General features: G+C 55.8%; 27 protein-coding genes. 21 read left to right on the forward strand and 6 right to left on the reverse strand.

Annotated elements, in window-relative coordinates; genetic code table 11:
* Window position 1 precedes the first annotated feature (1 nt).
* Window positions 2-1,297, forward strand: a complete 1,296-nt coding sequence (locus LN244_RS03855) for a uracil-xanthine permease family protein (protein WP_239041534.1) — start codon at window positions 2-4, stop codon at window positions 1,295-1,297.
* 26 nt (window positions 1,298-1,323) lie between these two features.
* Here LN244_RS03855 and LN244_RS03860 read toward each other — a convergent pair whose 3' ends face one another.
* Entirely contained in the window at window positions 1,324-2,220 is an 897-nt protein-coding gene (locus LN244_RS03860; RefSeq protein WP_239041535.1) for a helix-turn-helix transcriptional regulator, read from the reverse strand.
* Window positions 2,221-2,567: 347 nt separating this feature from the next.
* Here LN244_RS03860 and LN244_RS03865 point away from each other — a divergent pair, with 347 nt between their 5' ends.
* From LN244_RS03865 to LN244_RS03930, 14 genes are all read left to right on the forward strand, one after another.
* A complete protein-coding gene (locus tag LN244_RS03865; RefSeq protein ID WP_239041536.1) occupies window positions 2,568-2,774 on the forward strand; it encodes a Flp family type IVb pilin in 207 nt (68 codons plus the stop codon).
* 37 nt (window positions 2,775-2,811) lie between these two features.
* Window positions 2,812-3,393 (forward strand): A24 family peptidase, encoded by a 582-nt coding sequence (locus LN244_RS03870; protein ID WP_275424704.1) that lies wholly within the window; start codon window positions 2,812-2,814, stop codon window positions 3,391-3,393.
* The gene (locus LN244_RS03875; RefSeq protein ID WP_239041538.1) at window positions 3,390-4,775 is read left to right on the forward strand and encodes an AAA family ATPase; all 1,386 of its coding nucleotides are present in this window, start codon (window positions 3,390-3,392) and stop codon (window positions 4,773-4,775) included. The genes LN244_RS03870 and LN244_RS03875 overlap by 4 nt, the downstream gene beginning before the upstream one ends.
* The gene (gene cpaB / locus LN244_RS03880) at window positions 4,768-5,583 is read left to right on the forward strand and encodes a Flp pilus assembly protein CpaB (RefSeq protein WP_239041539.1); all 816 of its coding nucleotides are present in this window, start codon (window positions 4,768-4,770) and stop codon (window positions 5,581-5,583) included. Before LN244_RS03875 ends, cpaB begins: the two co-directional genes overlap by 8 nt.
* Before the next feature lie 38 nt (window positions 5,584-5,621).
* Window positions 5,622-7,238: a type II and III secretion system protein family protein gene (locus LN244_RS03885; RefSeq protein ID WP_239041540.1), complete on the forward strand. Its 1,617-nt coding sequence runs from the start codon at window positions 5,622-5,624 to the stop codon at window positions 7,236-7,238.
* 22 nt (window positions 7,239-7,260) lie between these two features.
* Window positions 7,261-7,527 carry a hypothetical protein gene (locus tag LN244_RS03890; RefSeq protein WP_239041541.1) on the forward strand — a complete coding sequence of 89 codons (267 nt, stop codon included), beginning with the start codon at window positions 7,261-7,263 and terminating at the stop codon, window positions 7,525-7,527.
* A gap of 65 nt (window positions 7,528-7,592) precedes the next feature.
* The gene (locus LN244_RS03895) at window positions 7,593-8,942 is read left to right on the forward strand and encodes a Tad domain-containing protein (RefSeq protein ID WP_239041542.1); all 1,350 of its coding nucleotides are present in this window, start codon (window positions 7,593-7,595) and stop codon (window positions 8,940-8,942) included.
* Complete coding sequence (locus LN244_RS03900; protein WP_239041543.1) at window positions 8,942-9,454, forward strand: TadE/TadG family type IV pilus assembly protein; 513 nt, start codon at window positions 8,942-8,944, stop codon at window positions 9,452-9,454. The genes LN244_RS03895 and LN244_RS03900 overlap by 1 nt, the downstream gene beginning before the upstream one ends.
* Window position 9,455: 1 nt before the next feature.
* Window positions 9,456-10,010, forward strand: coding sequence for a TadE/TadG family type IV pilus assembly protein (locus LN244_RS03905; RefSeq protein WP_239041544.1), 555 nt, complete (start codon window positions 9,456-9,458; stop codon window positions 10,008-10,010).
* Window positions 10,011-10,020: 10 nt separating this feature from the next.
* Window positions 10,021-11,262, forward strand: a complete 1,242-nt coding sequence (locus LN244_RS03910) for an AAA family ATPase (protein WP_239041545.1) — start codon at window positions 10,021-10,023, stop codon at window positions 11,260-11,262.
* A 3-nt stretch (window positions 11,263-11,265) separates the two neighbouring features.
* Complete coding sequence (locus tag LN244_RS03915; RefSeq protein WP_239041546.1) at window positions 11,266-12,657, forward strand: CpaF family protein; 1,392 nt, start codon at window positions 11,266-11,268, stop codon at window positions 12,655-12,657.
* Between the two features lie 14 nt (window positions 12,658-12,671).
* Entirely contained in the window at window positions 12,672-13,661 is a 990-nt protein-coding gene (locus tag LN244_RS03920) for a type II secretion system F family protein (RefSeq protein WP_239041547.1), read from the forward strand.
* Window positions 13,662-13,664: 3 nt separating this feature from the next.
* Window positions 13,665-14,630 (forward strand): type II secretion system F family protein, encoded by a 966-nt coding sequence (locus LN244_RS03925; protein WP_239041548.1) that lies wholly within the window; start codon window positions 13,665-13,667, stop codon window positions 14,628-14,630.
* Between the two features lie 51 nt (window positions 14,631-14,681).
* Entirely contained in the window at window positions 14,682-15,674 is a 993-nt protein-coding gene (locus LN244_RS03930) for a tetratricopeptide repeat protein (RefSeq protein ID WP_239041549.1), read from the forward strand.
* A gap of 21 nt (window positions 15,675-15,695) precedes the next feature.
* Here LN244_RS03930 and LN244_RS03935 read toward each other — a convergent pair whose 3' ends face one another.
* The 4 genes from LN244_RS03935 to LN244_RS03950 form a co-directional block, all read right to left on the reverse strand.
* Entirely contained in the window at window positions 15,696-16,871 is a 1,176-nt protein-coding gene (locus LN244_RS03935) for a vWA domain-containing protein (protein WP_239041550.1), read from the reverse strand.
* Window positions 16,871-17,716, reverse strand: coding sequence for an AAA family ATPase (locus LN244_RS03940; RefSeq protein WP_239041551.1), 846 nt, complete (start codon window positions 17,714-17,716; stop codon window positions 16,871-16,873). The genes LN244_RS03935 and LN244_RS03940 overlap by 1 nt, the downstream gene beginning before the upstream one ends.
* A 110-nt stretch (window positions 17,717-17,826) precedes the next feature.
* A complete protein-coding gene (gene ppa, locus LN244_RS03945) occupies window positions 17,827-18,360 on the reverse strand; it encodes an inorganic diphosphatase (protein ID WP_239041552.1) in 534 nt (177 codons plus the stop codon).
* Window positions 18,361-18,460: 100 nt separating this feature from the next.
* Window positions 18,461-19,432, reverse strand: a complete 972-nt coding sequence (locus tag LN244_RS03950) for a class 1 fructose-bisphosphatase (protein ID WP_239041553.1) — start codon at window positions 19,430-19,432, stop codon at window positions 18,461-18,463.
* Between the two features lie 147 nt (window positions 19,433-19,579).
* Here LN244_RS03950 and mpl point away from each other — a divergent pair, with 147 nt between their 5' ends.
* The 5 genes from mpl to LN244_RS03975 all read left to right on the forward strand — a co-directional run bounded on the left by mpl (window position 19,580) and on the right by LN244_RS03975 (window position 23,956).
* Window positions 19,580-20,962, forward strand: a complete 1,383-nt coding sequence (gene mpl, locus LN244_RS03955) for a UDP-N-acetylmuramate:L-alanyl-gamma-D-glutamyl-meso-diaminopimelate ligase (RefSeq protein ID WP_239041554.1) — start codon at window positions 19,580-19,582, stop codon at window positions 20,960-20,962.
* Window positions 20,952-21,587 (forward strand): flavin prenyltransferase UbiX, encoded by a 636-nt coding sequence (locus LN244_RS03960; protein WP_275424705.1) that lies wholly within the window; start codon window positions 20,952-20,954, stop codon window positions 21,585-21,587. Before mpl ends, LN244_RS03960 begins: the two co-directional genes overlap by 11 nt.
* A gap of 70 nt (window positions 21,588-21,657) precedes the next feature.
* On the forward strand, window positions 21,658-22,350 hold the full coding sequence (tsaB, locus tag LN244_RS03965; protein WP_239041555.1) for a tRNA (adenosine(37)-N6)-threonylcarbamoyltransferase complex dimerization subunit type 1 TsaB: 693 nt from the start codon (window positions 21,658-21,660) through the stop codon (window positions 22,348-22,350).
* Entirely contained in the window at window positions 22,347-23,171 is an 825-nt protein-coding gene (locus tag LN244_RS03970; RefSeq protein ID WP_239041556.1) for an undecaprenyl-diphosphate phosphatase, read from the forward strand. The genes tsaB and LN244_RS03970 overlap by 4 nt, the downstream gene beginning before the upstream one ends.
* The gene (locus LN244_RS03975; RefSeq protein ID WP_239041557.1) at window positions 23,168-23,956 is read left to right on the forward strand and encodes a class I SAM-dependent methyltransferase; all 789 of its coding nucleotides are present in this window, start codon (window positions 23,168-23,170) and stop codon (window positions 23,954-23,956) included. The genes LN244_RS03970 and LN244_RS03975 overlap by 4 nt, the downstream gene beginning before the upstream one ends.
* Before the next feature lie 43 nt (window positions 23,957-23,999).
* Here LN244_RS03975 and LN244_RS03980 read toward each other — a convergent pair whose 3' ends face one another.
* Window positions 24,000-24,206, reverse strand: coding sequence for a SlyX family protein (locus LN244_RS03980; RefSeq protein WP_239041558.1), 207 nt, complete (start codon window positions 24,204-24,206; stop codon window positions 24,000-24,002).
* A 190-nt stretch (window positions 24,207-24,396) separates the two neighbouring features.
* Between LN244_RS03980 and LN244_RS16420 the strand changes: the two genes are divergently transcribed.
* Entirely contained in the window at window positions 24,397-24,852 is a 456-nt protein-coding gene (locus LN244_RS16420) for a cold-shock protein (protein WP_275424706.1), read from the forward strand.
* The last annotated feature ends 118 nt before the right edge of the window (window positions 24,853-24,970 follow it).

Genomic DNA, 24,970 nt, shown 5'->3' on the forward strand with positions numbered 1-24,970 from the left:
CATGCATAACCTTCAACAAGGCGCTTTCCACTGGCGCACGGCGCTGGCCGGATCGCAGATGCTGTTTGTCGCATTTGGTGCGCTGGTACTGATGCCACTGCTGACCGGGCTTGATCCCAGTGTGGCACTCTTCACGGCGGGTGTGGGCACGCTGCTGTTTCACCTGATCACAGGCCTGACAGTCCCGATCTTTCTGGCGTCTTCTTTCGTATTCATTGCACCCATCACCTATTCGGTACAGAACTGGGGCGTTGCCGCTACCATGGGCGGTCTGATGGCTGCGGGTGTTGTCTACATGTTGCTGGCGCTGGCAGTGAAACTGAAAGGGGTTGGTTTCCTGCACCGGCTGATGCCGCCGGTGGTAACCGGTCCCGTGATCATGATTATCGGCCTTGGGTTGGCGCCGATCGCCGTTAACATGGCCATGGGGAAAAGCGGTGATGGTTCCATCGAACTGTTTCCGTACGATCAGGCCATGCTGGTGTCCATGAGCGCGCTGGTCACCACGCTTGTCGTGGCCGTTTTTGCGCACGGTATTTTCCGGCTGTTGCCGATTCTGTCCGGCGTGGTCGTGGGATACGTCGTCGCACATTTCAGTGGCATGGTGGACTATACCCCGATCGTTGAAGCCAGCTGGATCGCCATGCCAAGCTTCGTGATGCCCGAGTTCAACTGGCAGGCAATCCTGTTTATGGTGCCGGTTGCGCTGGCACCGGCAATTGAGCATGTGGGGGATATCCTGGCGATCTCCAACGTGACCGGCAAGGACTATGTGCGCAAGCCTGGCTTGCATCGCACGCTGTTCGGTGACGGCCTGGCGACAACGGCAGCGGCCTGTTTTGGTGGCCCGCCGAATACCACCTATTCAGAAGTGACCGGTGCGGTCATGCTGACCAAGTCATTCAACCCGGTAGTGATGGTGTGGGCTGCAATCGTCGCAATAGCACTGGCGTTTATCGCCAAGTTCGGCTTGGCTCTACAGACTATTCCGGCGCCGGTCATGGGGGGGATTCTGATCCTGCTGTTCGGTTCCATTGCTGCGGTCGGGATGAATACGTTGATCAAGGCACATGTAGACCTAGCTGAGCAGCGTAACCTGGTGATCGTGGCGACCACGCTGGTGTTCGGTATCGGTGGCATGGCTTTGGGACAGGGCGATCTGAGCCTGCAGGGCGTCAGTCTCTGCGGTGCAGTGGCGATCGTGCTTAACCTGATCCTGCCCTCATCCAAACCTGTGGATAATGATCTCCACGAAGAGCAGGAGGTGGTCGAAGACCTGCTCGATCATACCCATTAACGCTTGGGCCGCCGTTGCTGACACATTCAGTGTGAAGGGCGGCGGCTCCAGCTTTCCCTTGTCGAAGTGGGCTGAGGCGGCATCAGGTTAGCAACCGCCTTGAGTTTTACTTCGATCATTTCCTGCTGCTCGCTTTCACTCTTGGACTGCAGCTGCTCCTGGTAAGTCTTGGGCGTTACGCCAAGGTATTTCTTGAATACGCGACAGAAGTAGGAGTGGTCCCTGTAACCTACGGTCAGGGCGATATCCAGAATCTGCAAGTCGGGATTTTCCAGTAATCGAGTGGCTTCCTGTATCCGCAATTGCTGCAGCATCTCCTGGAAACTCACCCCGAACGCTTTTTTGAACTGGCGGCTGAACTGCAGCGGCCGCAGGTTACAGAACTGTGCCAGCTGCTCCTCACTGACTCTTTCACCCAAATGCAGCTGCATGTAGGAAAGGGCGGGATGAACGGTGCGAGTCTCATTGTGGCTGCCGTGGAAACGGGATTCTTCTGGCAACCTCAGCATTGGGCTGACCTCATCCAGTGAGGCCGGATTTTGGGCCGCCTGATCCAGTCGCTGATGCAGGGCATCAATTTGATACTCAGCAGTCGATGCTTGCATGGGCTTGAGCAGAATATCCCAGACCCTCACCCTCAAGGCCCATACCATCAATGACTCCGAATGCTGTTCGGTCATCATGATGATCGGCAGATGATATTGATCGTGCAGTTCCCTGACCATCGCCAGTCCATGCATATCGGGATAGTCAAAGTCGATACAGATGGCGACAGGTGACAACTGCTGACGGTCATATACCGGGTTATGAAGATTCAATTGTTCAATCTCGAACCTGTCGCTGAACAGGTCAAAGAGTGTTGAGGAACGGTCTGAGCTGCGAAGGTCAAGCCAAAGCAGTGTCAGTCTATCGGGTTGAGGCATGATCCAGAGCCTCCCACGAGGGATCTTGTTCATTTGGGTCGTGTGGGGGCGATGTGTCCATTGAGGGAGCACAGTGTTCAGTATAGAGAACAATCAGCAGAAGAGTGTTCCAGCAACTTGTCGATTTTTTATACAAAAAAACCATCGCTGTAACAGAATTGATATTCACGCAGTCTGTTTCAGATCTGAAACAGGCCTGAGCAAAATAGTCCTATCTTTTGTGCAAGATCGTTTCAGCGCTCCGTTTTCCCCCTGCCTATAGTCATTCACGTACCCGGTGCACACCGGTGGTGAATGCAGTTGTACCGGTATCGCCCCTAAGGGGCAAACAAAAAGAGGGCGGAACAATGAACGTTATCACTCAAAAATTTGTGGACTTCATCAAGGAAGAAGAAGGGTTGACTACGGTTGAGTATGCGGTGGCGGGGGCGTTGATTGCGGCAGTAGTTGTTCTTGCATTTACAGAGCTTGGTTTGGAAGTTTGTAATGCAATAGTTGGACTAGTGGATGCGATAAACGGTGATGCGGCCCCGACTACAGTCTGTGGAGCTTAATACCATTTTGATACAAATCTAGTTAGGGGGACGGGCGATGCTTTCATATTACACATATGACTTATCAACCTTCCTCCTTGTATTTGTTCTTGGATTTGCAGTAACCACAGACATGAGTCGACACCGAATTCCTAATTGGCTTACTTTCGGTTCTTTATTGACAGGGTTGTTATTACATTACCTGTTTATATCCAGCCCTGAGTGGTTGGCTAGCATTAAGGGTATTGGCGTCGGCTTGGCTATACTGCTCCCTTTCTACCTCACCGGCGGCATGGGCGCTGGTGATGTCAAGCTGATGGCGGCCATCGGCAGCTTTATCGGACCCTCGGCCGTCCTGATGGCGGCCGCCTTTTCTCTGGTGATCGGCGGCTGTGTTGCCGTCTATATGATCCTGCGCAGCGGCGAGCTGGTGAGCCTGTATCGCCGCTACCTGGTCATGGTGACTACACGCACCCTGATTCCGGCCGAGGCCGGCTCGGTGGCCCGCCGCCGCTTTCCCTTCTCGCTCTCCATTGCACTGGGCACCCTGATACAGCTGGGGTTGACCGGCAAGCTGGAGTTCTACCATCTGACCACCCAAATCAGCTATCAGCTGCAGGCACTGGGGGTGATGCAATGAATGATGTCATGCCGTTTCAGTCACCAGAAAACGCGGGTGAATCTGCTCGAACTGCCAATTTGCAAACCCTGGCGCTTCGTCCGCTGGCACTGGCCGAGACCGGCCTGAGCCGCCACTTCCTGACCGAGCTGATGATCAAGCATCTGTACGATGCGGGTCTGCTGAGTTCCAAGCAGCTGATGCAGCGATTGGCTCTGGCTGGCCCTGTGCTGGAAGAGTTGATCGAATTCCTGCGCAAAGAGGTGATGATCGAAGTGCATGGCCAGGGCTTCGACAAGCGTGAGCTCAGTTATGGCCTGACCCAGCGCGGTCGTGAAACCGCGATTGATGCCTACGCGCGCAGCGGCTATCTGGGGCCGGCTCCGGTCCCGATCCAGCGTTACCGCGAGGTGGTGGCGGCGCAGACCGTGCATCATGCCAACGTTACCGCCGCGTCGCTGAACAGCCTGTTTGCCGATGTGGTGCTCAGGGATTCACTCAAGCAGCAGCTGGGTCCTGCCATGAATTCTGGGCGTGCCATCTTTATCTATGGCCCGGCGGGTACCGGTAAAACCTATATCACCCAGAAACTGACCGGGCTGTTTGCCGATACCTGCCTGATCCCCTATGCGATTTCGGTGAATGAACAGGTGATTTCACTATTTGATCCGCTACTGCACCAGCCGGTGGAGTCCGCCGAACAGTCACCCAGTCTGATGCTGGATCAGGGGCACGATCCGCGTTTTGTCCACTGCAGGCGACCAGAGGTGATCACCGGTGGTGAGCTGGGAATGGAAATGCTGGAAGTGCACTTCAATCCGGTCACCAAGGAGTATCAGGCGCCACTTCAGCTGAAGGCCAATAATGGCATCTTCATCATCGACGATATGGGCCGTCAGCGGGCCACGCCAATGGAGATCTTCAACCGCTGGATTGTGCCGATGGAAGAGAAGCAGGACTACCTGACGCTGGGAGCCGGTCGCCACTTTCAGACTCCATTCGATCAGATTCTGGTGTTCTCATCCAACATCAACCCGCTGGATCTGGCCGATGAGGCCTTCCTGCGTCGCATCGGCTACAAGATCTACTTCGGTTTTCTGGAACCTGATGAATACGGACGCATCTGGCAGCAGGTCTGTGCTGAAAAAGGGATCAATTTTGAGCCCCAGTTGCTGGAGTTCGTACTGACTCAACTTCATGCCAAGCACAAGGTTGGGCTGCGTCCCTGCCACCCGAGGGACCTGCTGGGCATGGCGCAGGATCGCGTGCGTTATCTGGGTGGTGATGCCGCTGCCCTCAATATCGAGTCCCTGACGTGGGCCTGGGACAGCTACTTCGTTCGTCTTGATGCCGAAGTGGAGATGTCCTCGACCACTCTGAACAGGAGGAATGACCATGTTTAAGGGCAGAACGCTTTTACTCTTGACCCTCTCGGTACTGTTGGCGGCGGGTGCCGCCATCTATACCAACGCCTGGTTGAAACAACAGCTGCCAGGCAGCACCGCGGTTGCTGCAGAAGGAATCCCGGTCGTCTATGCAGCAATGGATATCCCTTACGGTCAGCCGATCGAGCGCAGACACCTGAAAATCAAGGCGATGCCAGATGACCTTGTGCCGGCAAACAGCATTGCCGACCCTGCCGAAGTCGAAGGCATGGTACCGCTGCAGGATATCCTGGCCGGAGATGCCCTGCGCAGGGAACGACTGAGTGAGCACAGCGAAGGTGCAACTCTGGCAGCACTGATCGATCCGGAAAAGCGTGCCTTTACCGTACGTGTGAACGACGTGGTGGGGGTTGCCGGTTTCCTGCTGCCGGGTAATCACGTGGATATCATCGCGACCAAAAGCGAAGGCAAGAGCGTCAAGGCCAGAACCGTGCTGAGGGATGTCAAGGTGTTGGCCGTGGACCAGAAGGCGCGCACCGACAAGAACGACCCCATTGTGGTCAGGGCCGTAACCCTTGAACTGACACCCAAGGAATCGGAGGAGCTGGCCAAGGCTCGTGAGGAAGGGCGCATTCAGCTGACGCTTCGCAACCCGATGAGCGAAGAAAAGCCGCAGCCGGTCGTGGCGGAAGCCGAGCCGGTCAGCGAACCCGCACCCGCTCCCGTCGAACCGAAACCACAACCCAAGCGAAGCTACAGCAGCGCTCCCCCGTCAGTCATCGTTATCAAGGGAGTCGACTGGGAACGCAAGCGAGTACCCATGTAGTCGGGGTATCGATGGAAGGCGACTGAGGAGATTGGATTATGGCCAAGCAACAAGAGCGACATGCAGTAGTCGTGAACAGAGATTCCGACTACTGGTTTGAGGGCATCCTGCCTGCATTCCTGCTGATCGTCATGCTGATACTGATGGTCGGCGAGGCGAAGGCAGCGACGATCGAGGCTGGCGCGGACTCAATGGTGGAGCGCCTGACCGTACCGCTGTACAAGTCCAAGGTGGTGCAGCTGAACGGGCCGGTGCATAAGGTCTCGATCGGTAACGAGGAGATTGCCGATATTCTGGTGATGCGGTCTCAGCAGATCTATGTGTTGGGCAAGGGCATCGGTACGACGAACGTGCTGCTCTGGGACAAACGGAACCGTCTTACCGCATCCATCGATGTTGAGGTCACACCGGATGTGAACAGCCTGAAGGCCAAGCTCTATGAGATGGCACCCAGCGAAAACATTCGCGTCAATTCCTCTCAGGGGTCCATTCTGTTGAGCGGCGAGGTTTCCAATATTGGCACCATGGACATGGCGGTTCGCCTGGCAGACAGTTTCCTGCAAAAACCCTCTGGTGAGGGTGCTTCCCAGATGGGTGAAGTCGTGAACCTTCTCAAGGTCGGTGGCTCTCAGCAGGTAATGCTGAAAGTGACCGTTGCCGAAATGTCTCGGGATGTGACCAAGCGGATGGGACTGAACTTCAACTTGCTGGATATCAGCGATGGTAACTGGAGCGTAGGGGCCAGCAGTGTAGGGGGAAGTGTGGGCAGTGGTTTCGGGTTTGATGCCATTGATTTCAGTGATGCCATCCCGAGTGTTACACAACACGGTTTTCTTGCCCGGTATCTTGATAGCAATCTTCTCTTCAGTGTCGCTCTCGATGCGGCGAAGGAAAACGGCAGTGCCCGCATCCTGGCGGAACCCACGCTGACAACCTTGACCGGACAGGAAGCCGAGTTTCTGTCCGGTGGTGAATTTCCCGTTCCTGTGCCCGATGATGACGGTATTACCATCGAGTTCAAGGAATATGGCGTAGGACTGAAATTTCTGCCTGTCGTGCTGGATTCGGGAACGATCAACCTCAGTCTGAACGTTGCCGTGACCGACTTCGCTGCAACCGGAGCTGTGCAAAGCAGCGTCGGTGACAGTGGTACCTATTTGATTCCTGCCCTAACCAAGCGCAGCGCTCGTTCCACTGTCGAACTGGGGGATGGCCAGACCATCGGAATAGCGGGCCTGATCAGCGAAAGTACGCGTGAAGCGGTCAACAAATTTCCGGGTTTGGGGGATGTGCCGGTGCTTGGGCATCTGTTCCGTAGTTCTCAATTTGAAAGCGGTGAAACCGAGCTGGTGATTCTGGTGACGCCCACGCTGGCACAGCCGTTCAAGAACGAGGGCATTCCCTTGCCGGGTGATGGCTTTGTTGAGCCTTCGGATGCGGAGTTTTACCTCTTGGGTCGAACCCGTGGAAGTCGCTCTTGGAGTACCTCCATGGCCTCCAATGACGCTGGCGCTGCCGCTTCGGATGGCAATGTCAGCGACGCTACGGAGAACAGCGGCAATGGACCTGCCAGCGGAATGGCCGTCGATAATGATGTCCGCGTTTACCCCGTGACCGACGGAAGCGAATCCACCTTTGGTCACAGTATCCAATAGCCAGCCAGACAGGAGAACTGCCATGAACAGCAAAATCTGTACATTGAGCCTGCTGGCAGCCGGCTTTCTGATGGCCTCGGGCTGCAGCGTCAACCCGCCACATGAGCCCTTGGGGCTTGCTGTTGAGGAAATGAGGCGGGTACAGACACAGAATCCCGATGCGGCGGATCAGCACATGCCATTACGGCTGGATGGGGAAAAAGCCCATAAAGTCATGACCAGCTACCGAGGGCAGGCCGAGAGTGCCAACGGAGTAGCGGGTGACATTGAAATCAATATTGGCAACTGAGCCGTGAAAAGCCGCTGAGAACCATCTGGGGAGGGGCTGCTGCCAAGCCCCGGAAGGAGGCGAAAATGAAGCGCCAATACGCAACGACCATTCGGAAAAAACAACAGGGTGCCGTGCTGGTTCTGGTTGCCATTGCCATGCTGGCATTACTGGCCATGGCCGGGTTGGCCATGGATGGCGGGCATATGCTGCTGAACAAAACGCGACTGCAAAACGCGGTTGATGCGTCAGCACTGAGTGCCGCTCGCACGATGGCCGACTTTCCGGAGGATACCTCGATCGCCACCATCCATGCCGCCGCGGAAGCGTCTGCACTGGCGACGTTCATGAGTAACCTTGGGCTTGCAGACAACGGTGAGCTGAACGAAGCCTATACCAGTTCGGAAACTCCGTTACTGGTGGAGTTTTCCACAACCTTGAATCCCTTTGTCGATGCTGCTGACGGACAGCCATACGTGCGGGTGACGGCAGTCGATCTGCCGCTGGAAGTCTGGTTACTTCAGGTGGTGGGGTTTGCGGATAAGGATGTCAGTGCCAGTGCGGTGGCAGGGCCCATCGGGCTGAATGCGAACACCTGTGATCTGCTGCCGATCCTGGCCTGTGGCTGTGATTCTACGGGCGAGGCCACACCCGACAATCCCGCCGATGACTGTGGTCCGGGTGATGGCAACTATTTCGGATATGTCGATAACGATAACAACGATATCGCCTCGCTGGATGATGTGAGCGTGATCAAGCTGGCCGGTGGCAGTGGTTCCGATGTCGGTCCCGGCAATTTCCGCCTCTTGCGCCTTGACGGTACCGGCGGGGGAGATTTGCGAGATGCTCTGGCTGGAGTCGCCAACCAGTGCAGCAGTATTGGAGATGACCAGGAAGCCGATACGGAGCCCGGTAACAAATCGGGACCGGTCGGACAGGGGCTGAATACGCGTCTGGGTATCTATGGTGGCCCCATAGGGCCAGACGAAGCCCCGGCGGATGTGGTCACCGATTTTGACAGCAGCAACCGGCTGGTGCTTGAAGGCCTGGATGAGAATGGTCGTCCAATCATAAAAAGAGCAGATGGCACTGAAAGTGTAGATGGACTGTTTGACTACCAGGATTACCTGGATAGCCCCGAATATGCCGATGGCTGTCTGGGCGGCGAATCCTGTGGCAGGCGAGAGCTGGTTTTACCGATCGGTGACTGTACCGGTACGACTACAGGCACCAGTCAGGATGTTTACGTCTATACCGTCGGCTGCTTCTTCCTGATGCAGGATGTGGATGTGGGTAATGATGCGGAAGTGTTCGGCCAGTTCTTTTCTGAATCAGAAGGCTGTGATGCCATAGGTACCTTTACCAGTACACCTGCCGACCCCAGTGCTGTCTTCAAGATCGTGCTCTTCAGAGACACTGACAGTGGAGACTCATGATGACTAGACGCCCGTTACTATCCGGAAAGCGTCAGCAAGGTCTGGCCGCCGTCGAGATGACCCTGGTACTGCCGGTATTGCTGCTGTTGCTGCTGGCAACCGCTGAAATCGGTCGCATGCTCTACCAGTACAACACCCTGACCAAGGCGCAACGCAGTGGCGCGCGCTTGCTGGCAACGCATCTGAATTATGGCCAGCAGGCGGTTTTGAATGATTGTCCAACGTTGGATGATCCAGTGATATTGCTGCCGGACAATTTGATGGCGCGATCACGAAATCTGATTGTTTATGGTTCAGAGCTGGGTGGCGATGAGCCTGTTCTGCCCGGACTGGAAACGGCCGATGTCAGTTTTTGCGAAGTGCCTGCACTGAACGAGGTCCAGGTGCATGTCCGCTATGACTTCTCCCCCATGCTGTTCAACAGCCTGCCGACTTTCGGTTTGGGTGACCCCGTCAACATCGACTTCACGCTTGATAGCTCAATCAGCATGAGAGTGCTGGGAGGCAGTTGAGATGAATATTCAGAGGGCAGGCAGAAGCACGCAGCGTGGGATTACCACGGTTGAATTCGCGCTGGTTGGCTCGGTGTTGTTTGTCGTGCTGTTTGGCCTGATCGAGTTTGGCCGACTGATGTTTACGTGGAACGTGCTGGATGAGGCGACCCGCCGTGCAGCCCGCCTCGCGGTGGTATGTCCGGTGACAGAAGCAGGTCGTTTATTTGCGCAAAATGAAGGTGCCTTTAAGGGCACCATGCTGCCCAACTTTACGGCAGCCAATATCGCGATTCGATACCTGCAGGAAGATGGCATAACACCAGCAACCTCTACAGCAAATACTTATTACGTCAGAGCTGAAATAGTTAATAAAGATAATTGGCAAGGTTTTGTAGACAAGTCAATTGATGATGTTTATCGACACGTTTTTCTTGTACCTATGATCGGTAACTTCTTTGACCCCGATTCTGATAGTGATGACTGGGTCCCTTCTCCAAGTTTTTCTACGACCTTGCCGGCAGAGAGCCTTGGAGTGCACCCCGCTACGGCTGGAGACCCTCCCTGTGGGAGTTAGGAGAGCTGTCATGATGAAGCAAAACTTTCTATATGAAGTGAAAACGCCGTCGGGCGCTCAGAGCACCAGTGAGTTCTCTATCCTGATTGCCAGTCGCTCAGCTGATGCACTCACTCAACTGAAATCGGCACTGAGCCTGATGCCGGTCGGCGTAAAAATAAACTGCCGATTGATCAGCAACGGGCACACTGACCCTCTGCACGGCCTGGAAAAATTGCCGGATCTGCTGATCTTCCGCGTAGGTGAGTGCTGGCAGGCCGAATTGGAGTCGCTCTGCGCACGACCGGCTGAAGCCCGGGTACCCATGCTGGTGGTCAGTGCCGATGCTCCGGCTCAGGCGATGCGATTGTCGATGAAAGCCGGGGCGCGGGACTTTTTCCCCGAGCCGCTGGAAGATGGTGAGCTGCTCAGGGTCGTGGATCAGCTTTATCGGGAGTCCAGAGATCAGCAAAGCGCCCTTAACACCCATCTGACCGTGGTAATGAACGCCAAGGGTGGCTCAGGCGCGAGCCTGATCGCGACCAACCTTGCACATCAGCTGGCATCCGATGGGCATCGCAAGGTAGTGCTTGTCGACCTGGATCTGCAGTTTGGTTCACTGTCGCACTATCTGGACCTCAGCCCTCAGCGAGGGATCAAGCAGGCGCTGGAAAATGTGGAAGACCTGGACAGTCTGGCGCTTGAAGGGTATCTCGCCCGACATGTCAGCGGGCTCAAGGTGCTGAGCTCGGAACAGGACCGGTTGCTGTTGAATGACGAGGTGTCCAGCGAACAGCTGCTCCAGCTGTTCAGATTACTGGCCAAGGATCATCAGCATTTGGTGGTAGACCTGCCGCGCCAGATCGACCTGATTACAACAACCGTGCTGGAGCAGGCTGACCAGGTGGTGCTGATGTTGCAGCAGGGCATTACCTACTTGCGAGATGCATCCCGGTTGATCGATGTGATGCGCCGGGATCTGGACATTCCTGATCATCGCATTCTGGTGGTGGTGAACCGTTACGACAAGTCATCACCCATCACCCTGGCTGAAGTCGCCAAGGCGCTCAAGCATCAGCCGATCCTGACGGTGCCCAATGACTTCAAGCATGTCAGCGAGTCTTTGAATAACGGTATGCCGTTGTTCGATGTGGCACGGCGTGCGCCGATCAGCCGCGCATTGCATGGCCTCAGTGAAGAGATTACCGGCGGCAAGGATAAAACCAGTACCGGGCTGCTGGGCAAGTTGCTTCATCTGGTCAAGGGGGACTGAACCATGTCGCTGTTAAGTAATCGCTTAAACCGGCTGCGTGTTGCCGAAGTGGTGGAGCTGGCGCAGGACGTAAACGAAGCTCAGGAGCAGGAGCCGGTTCAGGAACGCCCGCCGCTGATGATCGAAACGCTCTCGGCCGCCGAGCTTGAATGCAAGCTGCAACTGCACCAGGAGTTGCTCAAACGGATGGATCTCTCGCTGATCGACAGTCTGGATGAGCCAGATGCCCGGTGCCAGATCAGCGATCTTTGCCGCCAATTAATGGAGGAGCTTTCGGTTCCTTTCAGTTCCCAGTCGCGCCAGAAGATCATGAAACTGATCGAGGACGAGATCATGGGGCTGGGGCCGCTGGAGCCCCTGCTGGAGGACAAGACCATTTCAGACATTCTGGTCAATGGTCCTGATTCGATCTACGTCGAACGATTTGGCAAGCTGGAGCACTGCCCTGTCAGCTTCAGCAGCAATGCACACCTGATGAACACTATCGATCGCATTGTCTCCAGTGTGGGGCGCCATATCGATGAATCCTCACCGATGGTGGATGCACGTCTCAAGGATGGCTCACGTGTCAACGTTATTATTCCGCCGCTTGCTCTCGACGGGCCGCAAATCTCTATTCGCCGTTTCATGGTCGAACTGTTATCGATGCAGAACCTCATTGAGCTTGGGTCGGTGGACGAGAAAGTCGCACCCGTGCTGGAAGGGATCGTCAAGGCAAGGCTGAATATTCTGATTTCGGGGGGGACCGGCTCGGGCAAGACGACCCTGCTCAATATTCTCTCCGGTTACATTCCCCATGACGAACGTATCGTCACCATTGAAGACTCGGCAGAGCTGCAGTTGCAGCAGCCCCATGTGGTGCGGCTGGAAACGCGCCCGCCCAACATTGAAGGGCGTGGTGAAGTTACCCAGCGTGACCTGGTCAAGAACAGTCTCAGGATGAGACCCGACCGCATCGTGCTGGGCGAGGTGCGTGGTGGTGAAACGCTGGACATGCTGCAGGCGATGAACACCGGGCATGACGGATCCTTGACCACCATCCATGCCAACAGTGCGCGCGACGCACTGGGCCGTATCGAAAACATGGTGGCGATGACCGGGATCAGCTTTCCGACCAAGGCATTGCGTGCACAGATCGCGTCTGCGATCGATGTGGTGTTGCAGGTAACACGCCTTGAGGATGGTCGCCGCAAGCTGGTCAGCATTCAGGAAATCAACGGCATGGAGGGCGACATCATCACCATGTCCGAACTCTTTACCTTCGAGCGTCAGGGGCTGGATTCCAAGGGCAATGTGCTCGGCAAGTTCAAGGCCACAGGGATTGTGCCGGGCTTCCACAAGCGGCTGGCGCAGCGGGGGATCGATATACCGACCTCACTGTTCGAGCCCGAATAGCGGGAGGGTGAACCATGAATCTGCAACTGGAGTCTACGGAGCTCATTGTCATTCTGGTGATGGTGTTTATTTCCGTTTTCGTTCTGCTCGCCAGTCTGTCTATTCCGGTGTTTGGTGAACAGCGACGAGTGAAAAAGCGATTGCAACAGCGTTTGGGTGAGATTTCATCCGAATCGGATCAGCCCTCCATCAGTACTTTGCTGCGGGCGCGCTATCTGAAAAAGCTCAACCCGTTCGAGCGGCAGCTTGAAACCCTTCCCGGTATGGCGTCTCTGGCAAGGCTGATTGAGCAGTCTGGCGGCAAAATGATGGCCTATAAGGTGTTGTTGCTGTCTCTGCTGCTGGGTGTGGTTGCTTTTCTGGTGGTCTGGTTGCTGTCCAAGTACTGGGTGATCGCACTGGCGGCTGGGGTTGCGGCCCTGGCAGCTCCTTACCTGAGGCTGGTGTATCGGCGCCACATGCGTCTGCTGGAGTTCGAGGCCCAGTTGCCTGAAGCGATCGACATCATCAAGCGAGCCTTGTTGACAGGTCACCCCTTCAGTGAGTCGCTCAATCTGGTTGCGGAAGGTCTGGAGGGCCCGGTTTCGACCGAGTTTGCCATCACCTATTCTGACCTCAGCTATGGCTCGGATCTGCGCCGGGCGATGTTGGGTCTGCTGGAGCGCGTGCCCAGTGTCACGTTGATGGCTTTTGTCACTGCGGTACTGGTGCAAAAGGAAACCGGGGGCAACCTGGCCGAAATTCTGGAAAATATCGGCTCGGTGATTCGTGGACGATTCCGCTTCCAGCGCCGGGTCAAAACCCTCTCGGCCGAGGGGCGTTTGTCAGCCTGGATTTTGATGTTGGTGCCCTTTGGCTTGTTTGGGCTGATCTACTTTACGACGCCGGGATACATGGAAGCATTGGTCAGGTCTGAGCGCGGTCACCAGTTGATCGTGATCAGTTTTGTCCTGATGTTAGTCGGTGCGATCTGGATCCGGCGCCTGCTGAGAATCGAGGTGTGAGTCATGGAAACCTTAGTCGAACTGATCAATCAGCAGATAGGCAATGAAACCTATGCCCGTTATGTGGTGATCGGACTGGTGGCAGCGGCCGCGCTGGCATTCGGACTGAGCCTGACGGTACTGATCAACGGGCTGGTGGCTCCTTTTCGTCACCGAGTGAGGGCGCTGACCGGTCATCAGGGTGCCAAGGCACAGGTTGGTGAGGGGCGCAGCAAGGTGCTGTCATCACTGGATCCACTGACCAGACATTTGTTGCCGGGCAAGGACTGGGACAAAAGTCGTCTGCATGCCCAGCTGGTGCATGCCGGGTTCCGGGCGCCCAATGCGATCAGTTCCCTCTACGCTTTGAAAGTGTTGTTGTCACTTTGCCTGCTGTTTGTAACCTGGCTGGTGACCACCTTTGACCCCAAGCTGACGGCAGACAAAGTGCTGATGATCTGTGCGGGCGCCGCTTATATCGGCTTTATCATGCCCAATATGGTTCTGGATCATCTTGCGAACCGGCGCCAGCGAGCCATCCGTAATGCCTTCCCGGACGCGCTGGATTTGCTGGTGGTCTGTGTCGAATCCGGTCTTGGCCTGACAGCAGCCCTGCAACGAGTTGGTCAGGAGCTTGAGGTGAGTCATCCGGAACTGTCCGAAGAGCTGCATCTGGTCAACGTGGAAATTCGTGCCGGTGTGAACCGTATCGACGCACTCAAGGGGATGGCCCAGCGAACCGGTGTTGAGGATATCCGCGGGCTGGTCGCGTTGCTGGATCAAAGTGTTCGTTTTGGCAGCAGCGTCGCCGATACCCTGCGGGTCTATTCCGAGGAGTTTCGTGACAAGCGAATGCAGGCAGCAGAGGAGCAGGCCGCCAAGATTGGCACCAAGATGATTTTTCCGCTTACTTTCTGTATCTGGCCAGGTTTTTTTGTGGTCGCCGTTGGCCCAGCTATTCTGAAAGTACTTGAAGTTTTTGGACGCTGAATGCGCCGCGGGCTGGTTTGGAGTGCGCATACCTGAACAGGGGGATTCGACATGATGTCAGGCACAGTGAAAAGTCCGTTGGGCAAGGGACTGCTCTTGATGACGGTTGTGTTGTTGGCGGGATGTGCAGCCAATTCACAGATGGAACAGACGAGTTCAGACAATGATGCCTTCTACGAAGGAAAGCCCACGCTTGCCTATTCCGGGCTGCCACGGGCTGCGACGGTAAAGCAGGGCATTATCATGGGCGATCAGGCGCTGGCGCGCGGAGAAACCGATGAAGCGCTCTATCACTATGTGCAGGTGCTGGACCTGGAGTCGGAGAGCGCGGCGGCCTATTTTCGTATCGGCCAGGTTCATATTGGGCGGGGGAACGAGAAGCTTGCCTCGCTGGCTCTGCGCAGTGCGCTGGGTATCGAACCTGAACATATCGGAGCACTGACGGCTCTAGGCGTGTTGCACCTGAAACATAACCGCTATAGTGAGGCAAGGACGAATCTGGATAAAGCGTTGGAGCTGGATCGCAAACGTTTCGAGGCCTCTGCTGAACAGCAGTATGACGCCCGCTCTCCGTCCCGAGCCTATAACGGTCTGGGTGTTTTGGCCGATCTGGACGGTAACACGGCAGAAGCCCAGCGACTTTATCAAATCTCGTTGAGCATCAGACCGGATGCCGCTGACACGTTGAATAATCTTGGCTATTCCTACTATCTGGACGCGCGTTGGGATGATGCCGAACGTCAGTTTCGCAAGGCACTGGAGATTGATCCGGAATACGACCAGGTATGGCGTAATCTGGGATTGGTTTATGCCCGTCAGCAGCGCTATCTGGCTGCGCTCAATGCACTGGAGAGGGTGATGGACAGCGCCAAGGCGCATAACGACATCGGCTATATTTGCATGCTGGATGGTCGTTACAGCCTGGCAAAACAGTATTTTGAAAAGGCCATGACGCTGTCTCCGACCTTCTATCCAAAGGCCAAGGAAAATCTGACCTATGTTGAGCGACTGCAAGAGGCCGCCCGGGAACAGGTTGGTCGTTAAAGGTTGAGTCTCAGGTATCCGCTAGCGTGACAGGTAGCGGATGCCAGCTTCAATGCCTTCCAGAGTCAGAGGATACATGTGGTTATCCACCAGCTGTCGAATCATCTGGGTGCTCTGGGTATAGTTCCAGTAGCGCTCGGAAGACGGGTTAAGCCAGATGACCTTGTCCCAGGTATCCAGAATGCGCTGCAGCCACAACTGTCCCGGCTCCTCGTTCATGTGCTCGACACTGCCATAACGGTCGATCAACTCATAGGGAGACATGGCGGCATCACCGACGAATATCACCCGATAATCCCGGCCGTAGGTGTGCAGCACATCCAGAGTGGGAATCGCCTCATCGTAACGGCGACGATTGTCGCGCCAAACTTTCTCGTACACGCAATTATGGAAGTAGAAGTATTCCAGGTGCTTGAACTCGGTACGGGCGGCGGAAAACAGCTCTTCGCAGGTACGTATGAACGGGTCCATTGAGCCGCCAACATCGAGGAACAGCAGAACCTTGGCGGCATTATGGCGCTCAGGCACCATCTTCAGGTCCAGCAGGCCCGCATTCCGTGCGGTGGAACGAATGGTGTCGTCCAGATCCAGCTGATCGGCAGCACCGGTACGGGCAAACTTGCGCAGCTTGCGCAGGGCTACCTTGATATTCCGTGTGCCCAGCTCAATGCTGTCATCCAGATTACGAAACTGGCGTTTCTCCCAGACTTTGACTGCACGCTTGTGCTTGCTTTCACCTCCGATGCGTATGCCTTCGGGGTTGTAGCCACTATGGCCGAAGGGAGAGGTACCGCCGGTGCCAACCCACTTGTTGCCGCCTGCGTGGCGCTCCTTCTGTTCCTCCAGCCGTTGCTTGAGGGTGTCCAGCAGTTTGTCCAGCCCACCCAGGGCTTCGATTTGAGCCCTTTCCTCTTCACTGAGCTGCTTGAGGAAATCGCTTTCCAGCCAATGGGACGGGATGAGCGCATCGGTGATGTCTCCCTGTGCCTGCAAGCCGGCAAAGTATTGCCCGAAAGCACGGTCAAAGCGGTCGTAATACTTCTCGTCCTTCACCATGCAGGCGCGAGTGAGCATGTAGAACTCGTTGACATCCAGGGTGGCAAGGCGCTGTTCCAGCGCAGCGATCAGGTCAAGCAGCTCGCGTACTGAAACCGGCACCTGGCCCTGGCGCAGATGGCGGAACAGGTCGATCAGCATCAGCGGGCTCCGCGGCGGGTCATGAATGCCAGTCGCTGCAGCATATGGACATCCTGTTCGTTCTTCAGCAGGGCTCCGTACAGTGGCGGCATGGCGCTGGACGGGTCCTGGTCAGCAAGCACTTCGGATGGAATACGGTCTGCCAGCAACAGCTTGAGCCAGTCGATCAGCTCGGATGTGGAAGGTTTTTTCTTCAGACCCGGCACGTCACGCAGACGGAAGAAAATTTCCAGAGCTTCACGCACCAGCTTCTGCTCGATCTGGGGGAAGTGAACATCCACGATCGATTGCAGGGTGTCCTTGTCCGGGAAGGCAATGTAGTGAAAGAAGCAGCGGCGCAGGAACGCATCGGGCAGTTCTTTCTCGTTGTTGCTGGTGATGATGACGATCGGGCGCTGTCTCGCGCTGATGCGCTCGCCGGTTTCGTAAACATCGAATTCCATTTTGTCGAGTTCAGTCAGCAGGTCATTGGGGAATTCGATATCGGCCTTGTCAATCTCGTCAATCAGCAGCACGACCTGCTCATCAGCTTCGAAGGCCTGCCAGAGCATGCCCTTGCGGATGTAGTTGGCAATGTCGTGAACACGGTCATCACCCAACTGGGAGTCGCGAAGGCGGGAGACGGCATCATATTCGTACAGGCCCTGTTGAGCCTTGGTGGTGGATTTGACGTGCCAGCGCAGCAGGGGCTTGCCCAGTGCGGCAGCCAGTTCTTCGGCCAGCATGGTCTTGCCTGTGCCCGGTTCGCCCTTGACCAGCAACGGGCGCTGCAAGGTGATGGCAGCATTGACGGCCATCTGCAGATCATCGGTGGCAACGTAACGGTCAGTACCTGAAAACTTCATCGGCTTCTCTGTCTGTTCACTTGGACAGAGGGCAGTGTATCAGATAGGGACGGGCAGAAAAGAGAGGAGATAGGGAGATGTACCTAGGTACATCTCCGAGGAAGCCTGCCTTATTTGGCCGCTTCGTATGCAGCAGCGGACTTCTCGATTTCGGCGCGGGCGGTAGCAGCGTCAGCCCAGCCTTCGACCTTGACCCACTTGCCTTTTTCGAGCTTCTTGTAGTTCTCGAAGAAGTGCGCGATCTGGTCCTTGGTCAGCTGAGGAATGTCGTCTACATCGTGGATGTCGTTGTAGGCCTGGCTCAGCTTCTCGTGCGGTACAGCCACCAGCTTGGCATCACCACCGGCTTCATCGGTCATGTTCAGGATGCCAACCGGACGGCAGCGAATCACGGAGCCGGTCATGACCGGGTGCGGAGTCAGAACCAGTACGTCCAGGGGATCGCCATCGTCTGCCAGAGTGTTGTTGATGTAGCCGTAGTTGGCCGGGTAGAACATCGGCGCAGCCATGAAGCGGTCAACGAAGATCGCATCAGCGTCTTTGTCGATTTCGTACTTGACCGGGGAGCTTTCCGCCGGAATTTCGATGATCACATAGATGTCATTCGGCAGTTCTTTGCCGGCAGGGACTTTCTCAAAGCTCATGAGCTGTTTTCCTGTTATCGGTTACAAGGACAGATCGGATAGCGGACCGCAGTATAAACGTCACTGCGATCCGCTGGAATACGACTTACCGGTGAAACTCTTACTGCTCGCAGTGGTAGTTGAGCAGAGTTTCGACTTCTTCTTTGGAGCCCAGAGCCACGGAGACGCGCTGGTGGATGTGGTCCGGCTGGACGTCAAGGATATTGTGGTAACAGGTACTGGAGATGCCACCGGCCTGCTCGATCAGCAGGCTCATCGGGTTGCCTTCGTACATCAGGCGCAGTTTGCCCGGTTTTGACGGATCACGGGAATCCCACGGGTAGGTAAAAATACCGCCACGCGTCAGGACACGGTGAACTTCAGCGACCATGGAGGCAATCCAGCGCATGTTGTAGTTCTTGCCACGGGGACCGTCAGCTCCCTTGAGCAGATCGTCAACGTAGTTGCGCATCTGCGGTTCCCAGAAACGATGGTTCGACATGTTGATGGCGAACTCCTTGGTCTGGGCCGGAATTTGTACGTTTTCACGTGTAAGCAGGAAGTCGCCGGTGTGTGCCAGGGTGAACATGTTGACGCCATGGCCGGTGGTCAGCGCCAGTACAGCAGAAGGACCGTAGAGTACATAACCGGAGGCAACCTGTTTACGGCCTGACTGCAGGAACATCTCCACGGAATTTTCCGTGATGTTTTCGGGTACTTCCAGAATTGAGAAGATGGTACCGACGGATACATTAATGTCGATGTTGGATGAGCCGTCCAGCGGGTCGAAGGTCACCAGAAAGCGGCCGTCAGGGTTGCCGAAGACGGGGTCATCTTCCTCTTCGGAGGCGATGCCGCGTACCAGCGGGTTGTCCAGCAATACCTTCTTGAGGACATCGTTTGAAATTACGTCCAGTTTTTTCTGGGTTTCACCCTGAACATTGGTATCTTCGGTGGTGCCAAGCACGCCAGCCAGAGCGCCTTCACGCAGCTGCAGGGCGATCTCCTTGCAGGCGATCATCAGGGTGTCGATAAGTTCAACGAGTTCAAGATCTGTGTCGTGGTGTTTCAGGTAGTTGCTGAGCAGCTGCATGGGTGAGTTCGGCCTTTGGTTGATCCGATTGAAAAGACTCGTACATTGTACGCTAACAGCCCGGCTTTTGCATGGCTGGCTGGTGCGGTTTTCGCTCCTGCGACCTGTTATGATTGGACTCATACCCAAATAGAAAGGAGTACAGGGGTGCATATCCATATTCTCGGAATCTGTGGAACCTTCATGGGGTCACTGGCGGTACTGGCAAAGCAGCTGGGGCACAGGGTTACGGGCTCGGATGCCAACGTTTATCCACCGATGAGCACTCAGCTTGAACAGCAGGGTATCGAGTTGATAGAAGGCTATGACCCTGCACAGCTGGAACCACAACCGGATCTGGTTGTGGTCGGTAATGCCATGTCCCGTGGCAACCCCTGTATCGAGTACATGCTGGAGCGCAACATGCGTTTCACCTCTGGTCCTCAGTGGTTGCATGATCATCTGCTGGCCGATCGCTGGGTGCTGGCGGTGGCCGGAACCCACGGCAAAACCACTACGGCCACCATGCTGGCGTGGATTCTGGAGCAGGCCGGGATGGCCCCGGGCTACCTGATCGGCGGAATTCCAATGGGTTTCGAAACGTCTGCCCGCCTCGGAGAAACACCTTTCTTTGTCATTGAGGCAGACGAATACGACACCGCTTTCTTCGATAAACGCTCCAAGTTTGTCCACTACAACCCGAGAACCCTGATTCTTAACAATCTCGAGTTCGATCATGCGGATATATTTCCGGATCTGGCCGCTATTCAGCGGCAGTTCCATCATCTGGTGCGCTTGGTGCCTGGCGGAGGCCAGATCATCATGCCTGCGGATGCGCCTGCTCTGAATGAAGTGATCGACATGGGGTGCTGGAGTGGTCGGGTACTGACCGGATTCGATCGACGTGCAACCTGGTCAGCGCAATTGCTCAGTGAAGATGGCAGTCATTTCGCAGTTCAACATGAAGGTGAAACAGTCGGTGAAGTCTGTTGGCAGCAAACTGGCCTGCATAATGTCAGTAACGCGATCAACGCTCTCGTAGCGGCGCGTCATGTCGGTGTGCAGCCAGAACATGCCATAGCTGCATTGAGCCGCTTTGGTGGTGTCAAACGTCGCATGGAGCGCCTGGGCGAGGTTGCCGGAATTACGGTTTATGATGATTTCGCCCATCATCCCACGGCGATTCAGACCACTTTGGAGGGGATCAAGGCCCGAGTGGGTGAGCATGCGCCGGTGATTGCGGTCATTGAGCCGCGCTCGAACACCATGCGGCTGGGGGCTCACAAAGAGGCGCTGGCACAATCGACAGCGGCGGCTGACAGAGTGTACTGGTATCAGCCCGAGGGGATGGACTGGTCTCTGGACGAGGTCGTCGAACAGAGTACGGTGCCGGCTCAGCTTGAGTCCCAACTGGATACGCTGTTGGGTCGATTGGTCAGCGAACTGCCGCGGGGAGCTCAGGTTGTGATCATGAGCAATGGTGGCTTTGGCGGCATTCATCAGAAGTTGCTGAAAGCGCTGGAGCAGCGGGAGTCGATTCATGTCCTCTAACTCTGAGGTGGCTTATGCACGCCGGGTGACACTGGCGATTACCGGAGCATCCGGGGTTCAGTACGGCTTGCGTCTGCTGCAGTGCCTGCTGGGGCTGGATACACAGGTGTTGTTGATGGTGTCCAAGGCGGCTCAGGTCGTGATTGCGACCGAGACGGAATTGAAGCTGCCTGGCGCGCCCGAAGCCATGGAGTCGTTTCTGACTGAGTATTTCGCCGCACGTCCCGGCCAGATTAAGGTCTATGGTCGTGAGCAGTGGATGGCTCCGGTGGCATCAGGCTCCGGCGCGCCCAGTGCCATGGTGGTATGTCCCTGCAGTACTGGTACTCTGTCGGCGATTGCCTGCGGCGCCAGTAATAATCTGATTGAGCGGGCGGCTGATGTCGCGCTCAAGGAGCGTCGCCAGTTATTGCTGGTACCGAGAGAAGCCCCGTATTCCGAAATCCATCTGGAGCATATGCTGAAACTGACGCGCATGGGGGCGGTTGTCGTACCCGCCAGTCCCGGTTTCTATCAAAAGCCTCAGACGGTAGAGGATATGGTCGATTTTATCGTCGCTCGTCTGCTGGCACAGTTGGGGTTTGAGCAGACGTTGCTGCCGCGATGGGGAGAATCAATGCTCTAGCTGTCTTGCAGATGCATTGTCTCCCGCCTGTCATTACAATATCTGCGTTTTTATTCTGACCGAGAGTCCCATGTCCAATATTCTCGCCCTGGATACATCGACTGATGCCTGTTCTGCGGCTCTGCTGCTGAATGGAGAAATGCTCCAGCGGTTCAAGATTGAACCTCGTCGCCATACTCATTTGCTGTTGCCGATGGTGGAAGAGCTGTTGGCAGAAGCCGGCGTCACCCTTGCTGCGCTGGATGCGATTGCGTTTGGCCGTGGTCCGGGCTCTTTTGCCGGCATCCGCATAGCAACCGGAGCGGCTCAGGGGTTGGCGCTGGCCGCGGACCTTCCGGTAGTGCCGGTGTCCACGCTGGAAGCGATGGCCTTTGCCGCCGATGCCAACACCGGTGAGTACTTGCTTACGGCGCTGGATGCACGCATGGATGAAGTGTACTGGTGTGCCTGGCAACGAGGCAGCGACGGATTGAGGGCACTGGTGGATGAGCAGGTATGTGCTCCATCGGGTGTGCTGTTGCCGGATGCGTATGCCGGTATCTCTTTTGCTGCTCTGGGCAGCGGCTGGGTCTACCGTGAGCAGATGTCTGAGGGGCTGACTGAACACATTGCTCAGTACATGACCGATGTTTATCCTCAGGCTGAGGCCATGGCGCGTCTTGCGGATATGGCTGTCGAACGGGGAGAGGTCGTGTCCCCGGATGAAGCTCAGCCGGTCTACCTTCGGGATCAGGTTGCCTGGAAGAAAAAGGATCAGCAGTGAACTTCAGTGAGTGGGTCCACACGGCTCTGCTGGCCGTCATTCAGGGGTTGACTGAGTTCCTGCCAATCTCCAGTTCGGCACACCTGATCCTGCCGTCCCAGCTACTGGGTTGGCCGGATCAGGGACTGGCCTTTGATGTCGGGGTCCATGTGGGTACCCTGATCGCCGTGATGTTCTATTTCCGTCATGAACTGAGCCGGATGACCGCGGCATGGTGTCGCTCCCTGTCCGGTCATGCCGATGCCGATGGTCTTCTGGCCTGGCTGGTGATTCTTGCAACACTGCCGTCGCTGGTAGCCGGTTTCATGTTCGGATGGCTGGTTGATCACTACGGACGTTCCATACTGGTCATTGCCGCCACGACACTGATTTTCGGTGTTCTGCTGGGGTGGGCTGACATGAAGCGCACCGAACGCCGAACAAGTGAGGGGCTTGGCTTGCGAGAGGCCGGATTTATCGGTCTTGCACAGGCTCTTGCGCTGATTCCCGGGACGTCTCGTTCAGGTATTACCATTACTGCAGCCCTGATGCTGGGCTTCGACCGCCAGACAGCGGCACGTTTTTCATTTTTGCTGTCGATCCCGGTCATTCTGGGGGCGGGTTCGTTGAAGGGAATCGAGCTCTATCAGGAAGGCAATGGCACACACTGGCTTCAAGTCGGAGTCGGAACTTTGATTGCTGGTTTCAGCGCCTTGGCCTGTATTCATCTGTTCCTGAAATGGCTGGACAGGGTAGGAATGAAGCCGTTCGTTGTTTACCGTCTGTTGTTGGGAGTGTTGCTGCTGCTGGTGTACTTCGCTAACCCGGGAGATTTGCTGTGACCCTGGCCGTTGGATGGGAAACACTCCGGGACGAAAGCAGGGCAAGGGTATTGGCAGAGCGGCTTCAGTTGCCTCTGGTTGCACAGCCTGATCTTTCTCAGGATGAGACCTGGAGTCAGATCCTGTTGGTTGCAGCTGGTGAAGTGGCGCTCTGTGCGACTGGACGCAAGCGTCCGGGACCGGTCAAAGCCGACTTTACCGGGGGAGCGGTTGCGCATCGACGCCAGTTTGGAGGTGGAACCGGTCAGCTAATCGCCAAGGCGTGCGGCATAAAAGGGGGCATTCGCCCCAATATTCTCGATGCGACCGCAGGGCTTGGGCGTGACGCTTTTGTGCTGGCGACACTGGGGTGTCGAGTGCATATGCTTGAGCGCTCGCCGGTGGTGCATGCGTTGCTGGAGTCCGGGCTGGAGCAGGCGGCAGCCGTTGGTGATCTGGATGAAATCATCGGCCACATGACGCTGGAGCAGGCAGATGGTCGGCAGTGGCTTGAGCAGTGCTCAGCTGAGCAGGCGCCTGATCTGATTTATCTGGACCCCATGTTTCCACACACGGACAAGAAAGCGCTGGTGAAAAAGGAGATGCTGGCTTTTCGTGAGCTGGTTGGCTATGACAGCGATGACCGAGAGCTGTTGGCGGCCGCCTTGAAAGTCGCCCGCTATCGGGTGGTGGTCAAGCGTGCGCGCAAGGCCCCTGCGATTGAGGGGCCTGCACCGACCTACACGGTGGACGGCAAATCCAGTCGATATGATATCTACGCCTTGAAGGCTCTCGGCTCTGACTGAGCCTATCGTGTTTCAGCCCTTGCAAGTCCAGGACTCTGGGGTATCAGTAGTGGGGCGGCACTTCGTTAGCGTCGCCAACATTTTCTCCTGTACCCATCTCACGTAGCTGAACATTCAGAATCTTGACCATCCGAGTCAGGCGTTCAATATCCATCTCCTGCTTGGCGACCATCTCACTAAGCTTGTCGATGGCGTCTTCCTGGAAGGCGATACGGGATTCCAGCTCCGCAAGGGTCTCATGATCAGTCATGTTTCTCTCCTTCCAATAAGGTGGTATGTGCCTGAAGCATAGACGATCGGCAATGTGACGAAAAGAACCAGTTTTGATAAGCCGTTGAAAAAAAATGATGAATACAGTATATCTGATCAGTTAGTGCGCGGTTTATTGACCATTTGCGTACCTTTACCATCAACACCTTATTTAATAACAGAGAAGATCCATGAGTGGTAACCAGTTAGTCAAAAGTGTACTGGCCAGCGTACTGGCCGCGTTTATTATTCCTTTCCTGCTACAAAAGGTCGCTTCCATCGAGATCGGTTTTACCCTGCCGGTTTTGGCTGTCGTGGCTGTTGTTGTATTTGTTGTCACCCTGGCCGCTGCATGGCAGCCGGGCAGCGCCGCTTCTGCTGTCAAGGCAGCTGCTGCGCAATCGGCTGATGATGCTGAAGTGGATGATGCCAATGACACCCGTGAGCTGGGTGTTGTTAAATGGTTCAATGTCTCCAAGGGGTTTGGTTTCATTACGCGTGATAATGGCGATGACGTGTTTGTTCATTTCCGCAACATTCGTGGCCGAGGTCACCGGTCCCTTAATGAAGGGCAACAGGTCCGTTTCAGTGTTCGTGAAAGTGATAAGGGGCTTCAGGCCGAGGACGTATCAATCGTTCGCAGCTAACTCCCCTCTGGCCGGTACGGAAGTGCCGGCCTTTTTCCATCCTGTTATCCCTCTGATGTACCTCGTTTCCTGCCGTGATCTTCCTGATCTTTGATAGACTGGTTTTATATGAAATCGG

The organism is Marinobacterium sediminicola, from assembly GCF_022343685.1.
GTDB lineage: Bacteria > Pseudomonadota > Gammaproteobacteria > Pseudomonadales > Balneatricaceae > Marinobacterium > Marinobacterium sediminicola.

Excerpts from the sequence above, each read along its gene's own strand:
- tsaB (WP_239041555.1), top strand. The coding sequence starts at position 21,658 with ATGTCCAATATTCTCGCCCTGGATACATCGACTGATGCCTGTTCTGCG.
- LN244_RS03935 (WP_239041550.1), bottom strand. The coding sequence starts at position 16,871 with ATGCTGATCGACCTGTTCCGCCATCTGCGCCAGGGCCAGGTGCCGGTT.
- LN244_RS03925 (WP_239041548.1), top strand. The coding sequence starts at position 13,665 with ATGGAAACCTTAGTCGAACTGATCAATCAGCAGATAGGCAATGAAACC.
- LN244_RS03875 (WP_239041538.1), top strand. The coding sequence starts at position 3,390 with ATGAATGATGTCATGCCGTTTCAGTCACCAGAAAACGCGGGTGAATCT.
- cpaB (WP_239041539.1), top strand. The coding sequence starts at position 4,768 with ATGTTTAAGGGCAGAACGCTTTTACTCTTGACCCTCTCGGTACTGTTG.
- LN244_RS03860 (WP_239041535.1), bottom strand. The coding sequence starts at position 2,220 with ATGCCTCAACCCGATAGACTGACACTGCTTTGGCTTGACCTTCGCAGC.
- LN244_RS03980 (WP_239041558.1), bottom strand. The coding sequence starts at position 24,206 with ATGACTGATCATGAGACCCTTGCGGAGCTGGAATCCCGTATCGCCTTC.
- LN244_RS03940 (WP_239041551.1), bottom strand. The coding sequence starts at position 17,716 with ATGAAGTTTTCAGGTACTGACCGTTACGTTGCCACCGATGATCTGCAG.
- LN244_RS03920 (WP_239041547.1), top strand. The coding sequence starts at position 12,672 with ATGAATCTGCAACTGGAGTCTACGGAGCTCATTGTCATTCTGGTGATG.
- LN244_RS03855 (WP_239041534.1), top strand. The coding sequence starts at position 2 with ATGCATAACCTTCAACAAGGCGCTTTCCACTGGCGCACGGCGCTGGCC.
- LN244_RS03905 (WP_239041544.1), top strand. The coding sequence starts at position 9,456 with ATGAATATTCAGAGGGCAGGCAGAAGCACGCAGCGTGGGATTACCACG.
- LN244_RS03890 (WP_239041541.1), top strand. The coding sequence starts at position 7,261 with ATGAACAGCAAAATCTGTACATTGAGCCTGCTGGCAGCCGGCTTTCTG.
- LN244_RS03910 (WP_239041545.1), top strand. The coding sequence starts at position 10,021 with ATGATGAAGCAAAACTTTCTATATGAAGTGAAAACGCCGTCGGGCGCT.
- LN244_RS16420 (WP_275424706.1), top strand. The coding sequence starts at position 24,397 with ATGAGTGGTAACCAGTTAGTCAAAAGTGTACTGGCCAGCGTACTGGCC.
- LN244_RS03900 (WP_239041543.1), top strand. The coding sequence starts at position 8,942 with ATGACTAGACGCCCGTTACTATCCGGAAAGCGTCAGCAAGGTCTGGCC.
- LN244_RS03885 (WP_239041540.1), top strand. The coding sequence starts at position 5,622 with ATGGCCAAGCAACAAGAGCGACATGCAGTAGTCGTGAACAGAGATTCC.
- LN244_RS03930 (WP_239041549.1), top strand. The coding sequence starts at position 14,682 with ATGATGTCAGGCACAGTGAAAAGTCCGTTGGGCAAGGGACTGCTCTTG.
- ppa (WP_239041552.1), bottom strand. The coding sequence starts at position 18,360 with ATGAGCTTTGAGAAAGTCCCTGCCGGCAAAGAACTGCCGAATGACATC.
- LN244_RS03870 (WP_275424704.1), top strand. The coding sequence starts at position 2,812 with ATGCTTTCATATTACACATATGACTTATCAACCTTCCTCCTTGTATTT.
- LN244_RS03950 (WP_239041553.1), bottom strand. The coding sequence starts at position 19,432 with ATGCAGCTGCTCAGCAACTACCTGAAACACCACGACACAGATCTTGAA.
- LN244_RS03960 (WP_275424705.1), top strand. The coding sequence starts at position 20,952 with ATGTCCTCTAACTCTGAGGTGGCTTATGCACGCCGGGTGACACTGGCG.
- LN244_RS03865 (WP_239041536.1), top strand. The coding sequence starts at position 2,568 with ATGAACGTTATCACTCAAAAATTTGTGGACTTCATCAAGGAAGAAGAA.
- LN244_RS03915 (WP_239041546.1), top strand. The coding sequence starts at position 11,266 with ATGTCGCTGTTAAGTAATCGCTTAAACCGGCTGCGTGTTGCCGAAGTG.
- LN244_RS03895 (WP_239041542.1), top strand. The coding sequence starts at position 7,593 with ATGAAGCGCCAATACGCAACGACCATTCGGAAAAAACAACAGGGTGCC.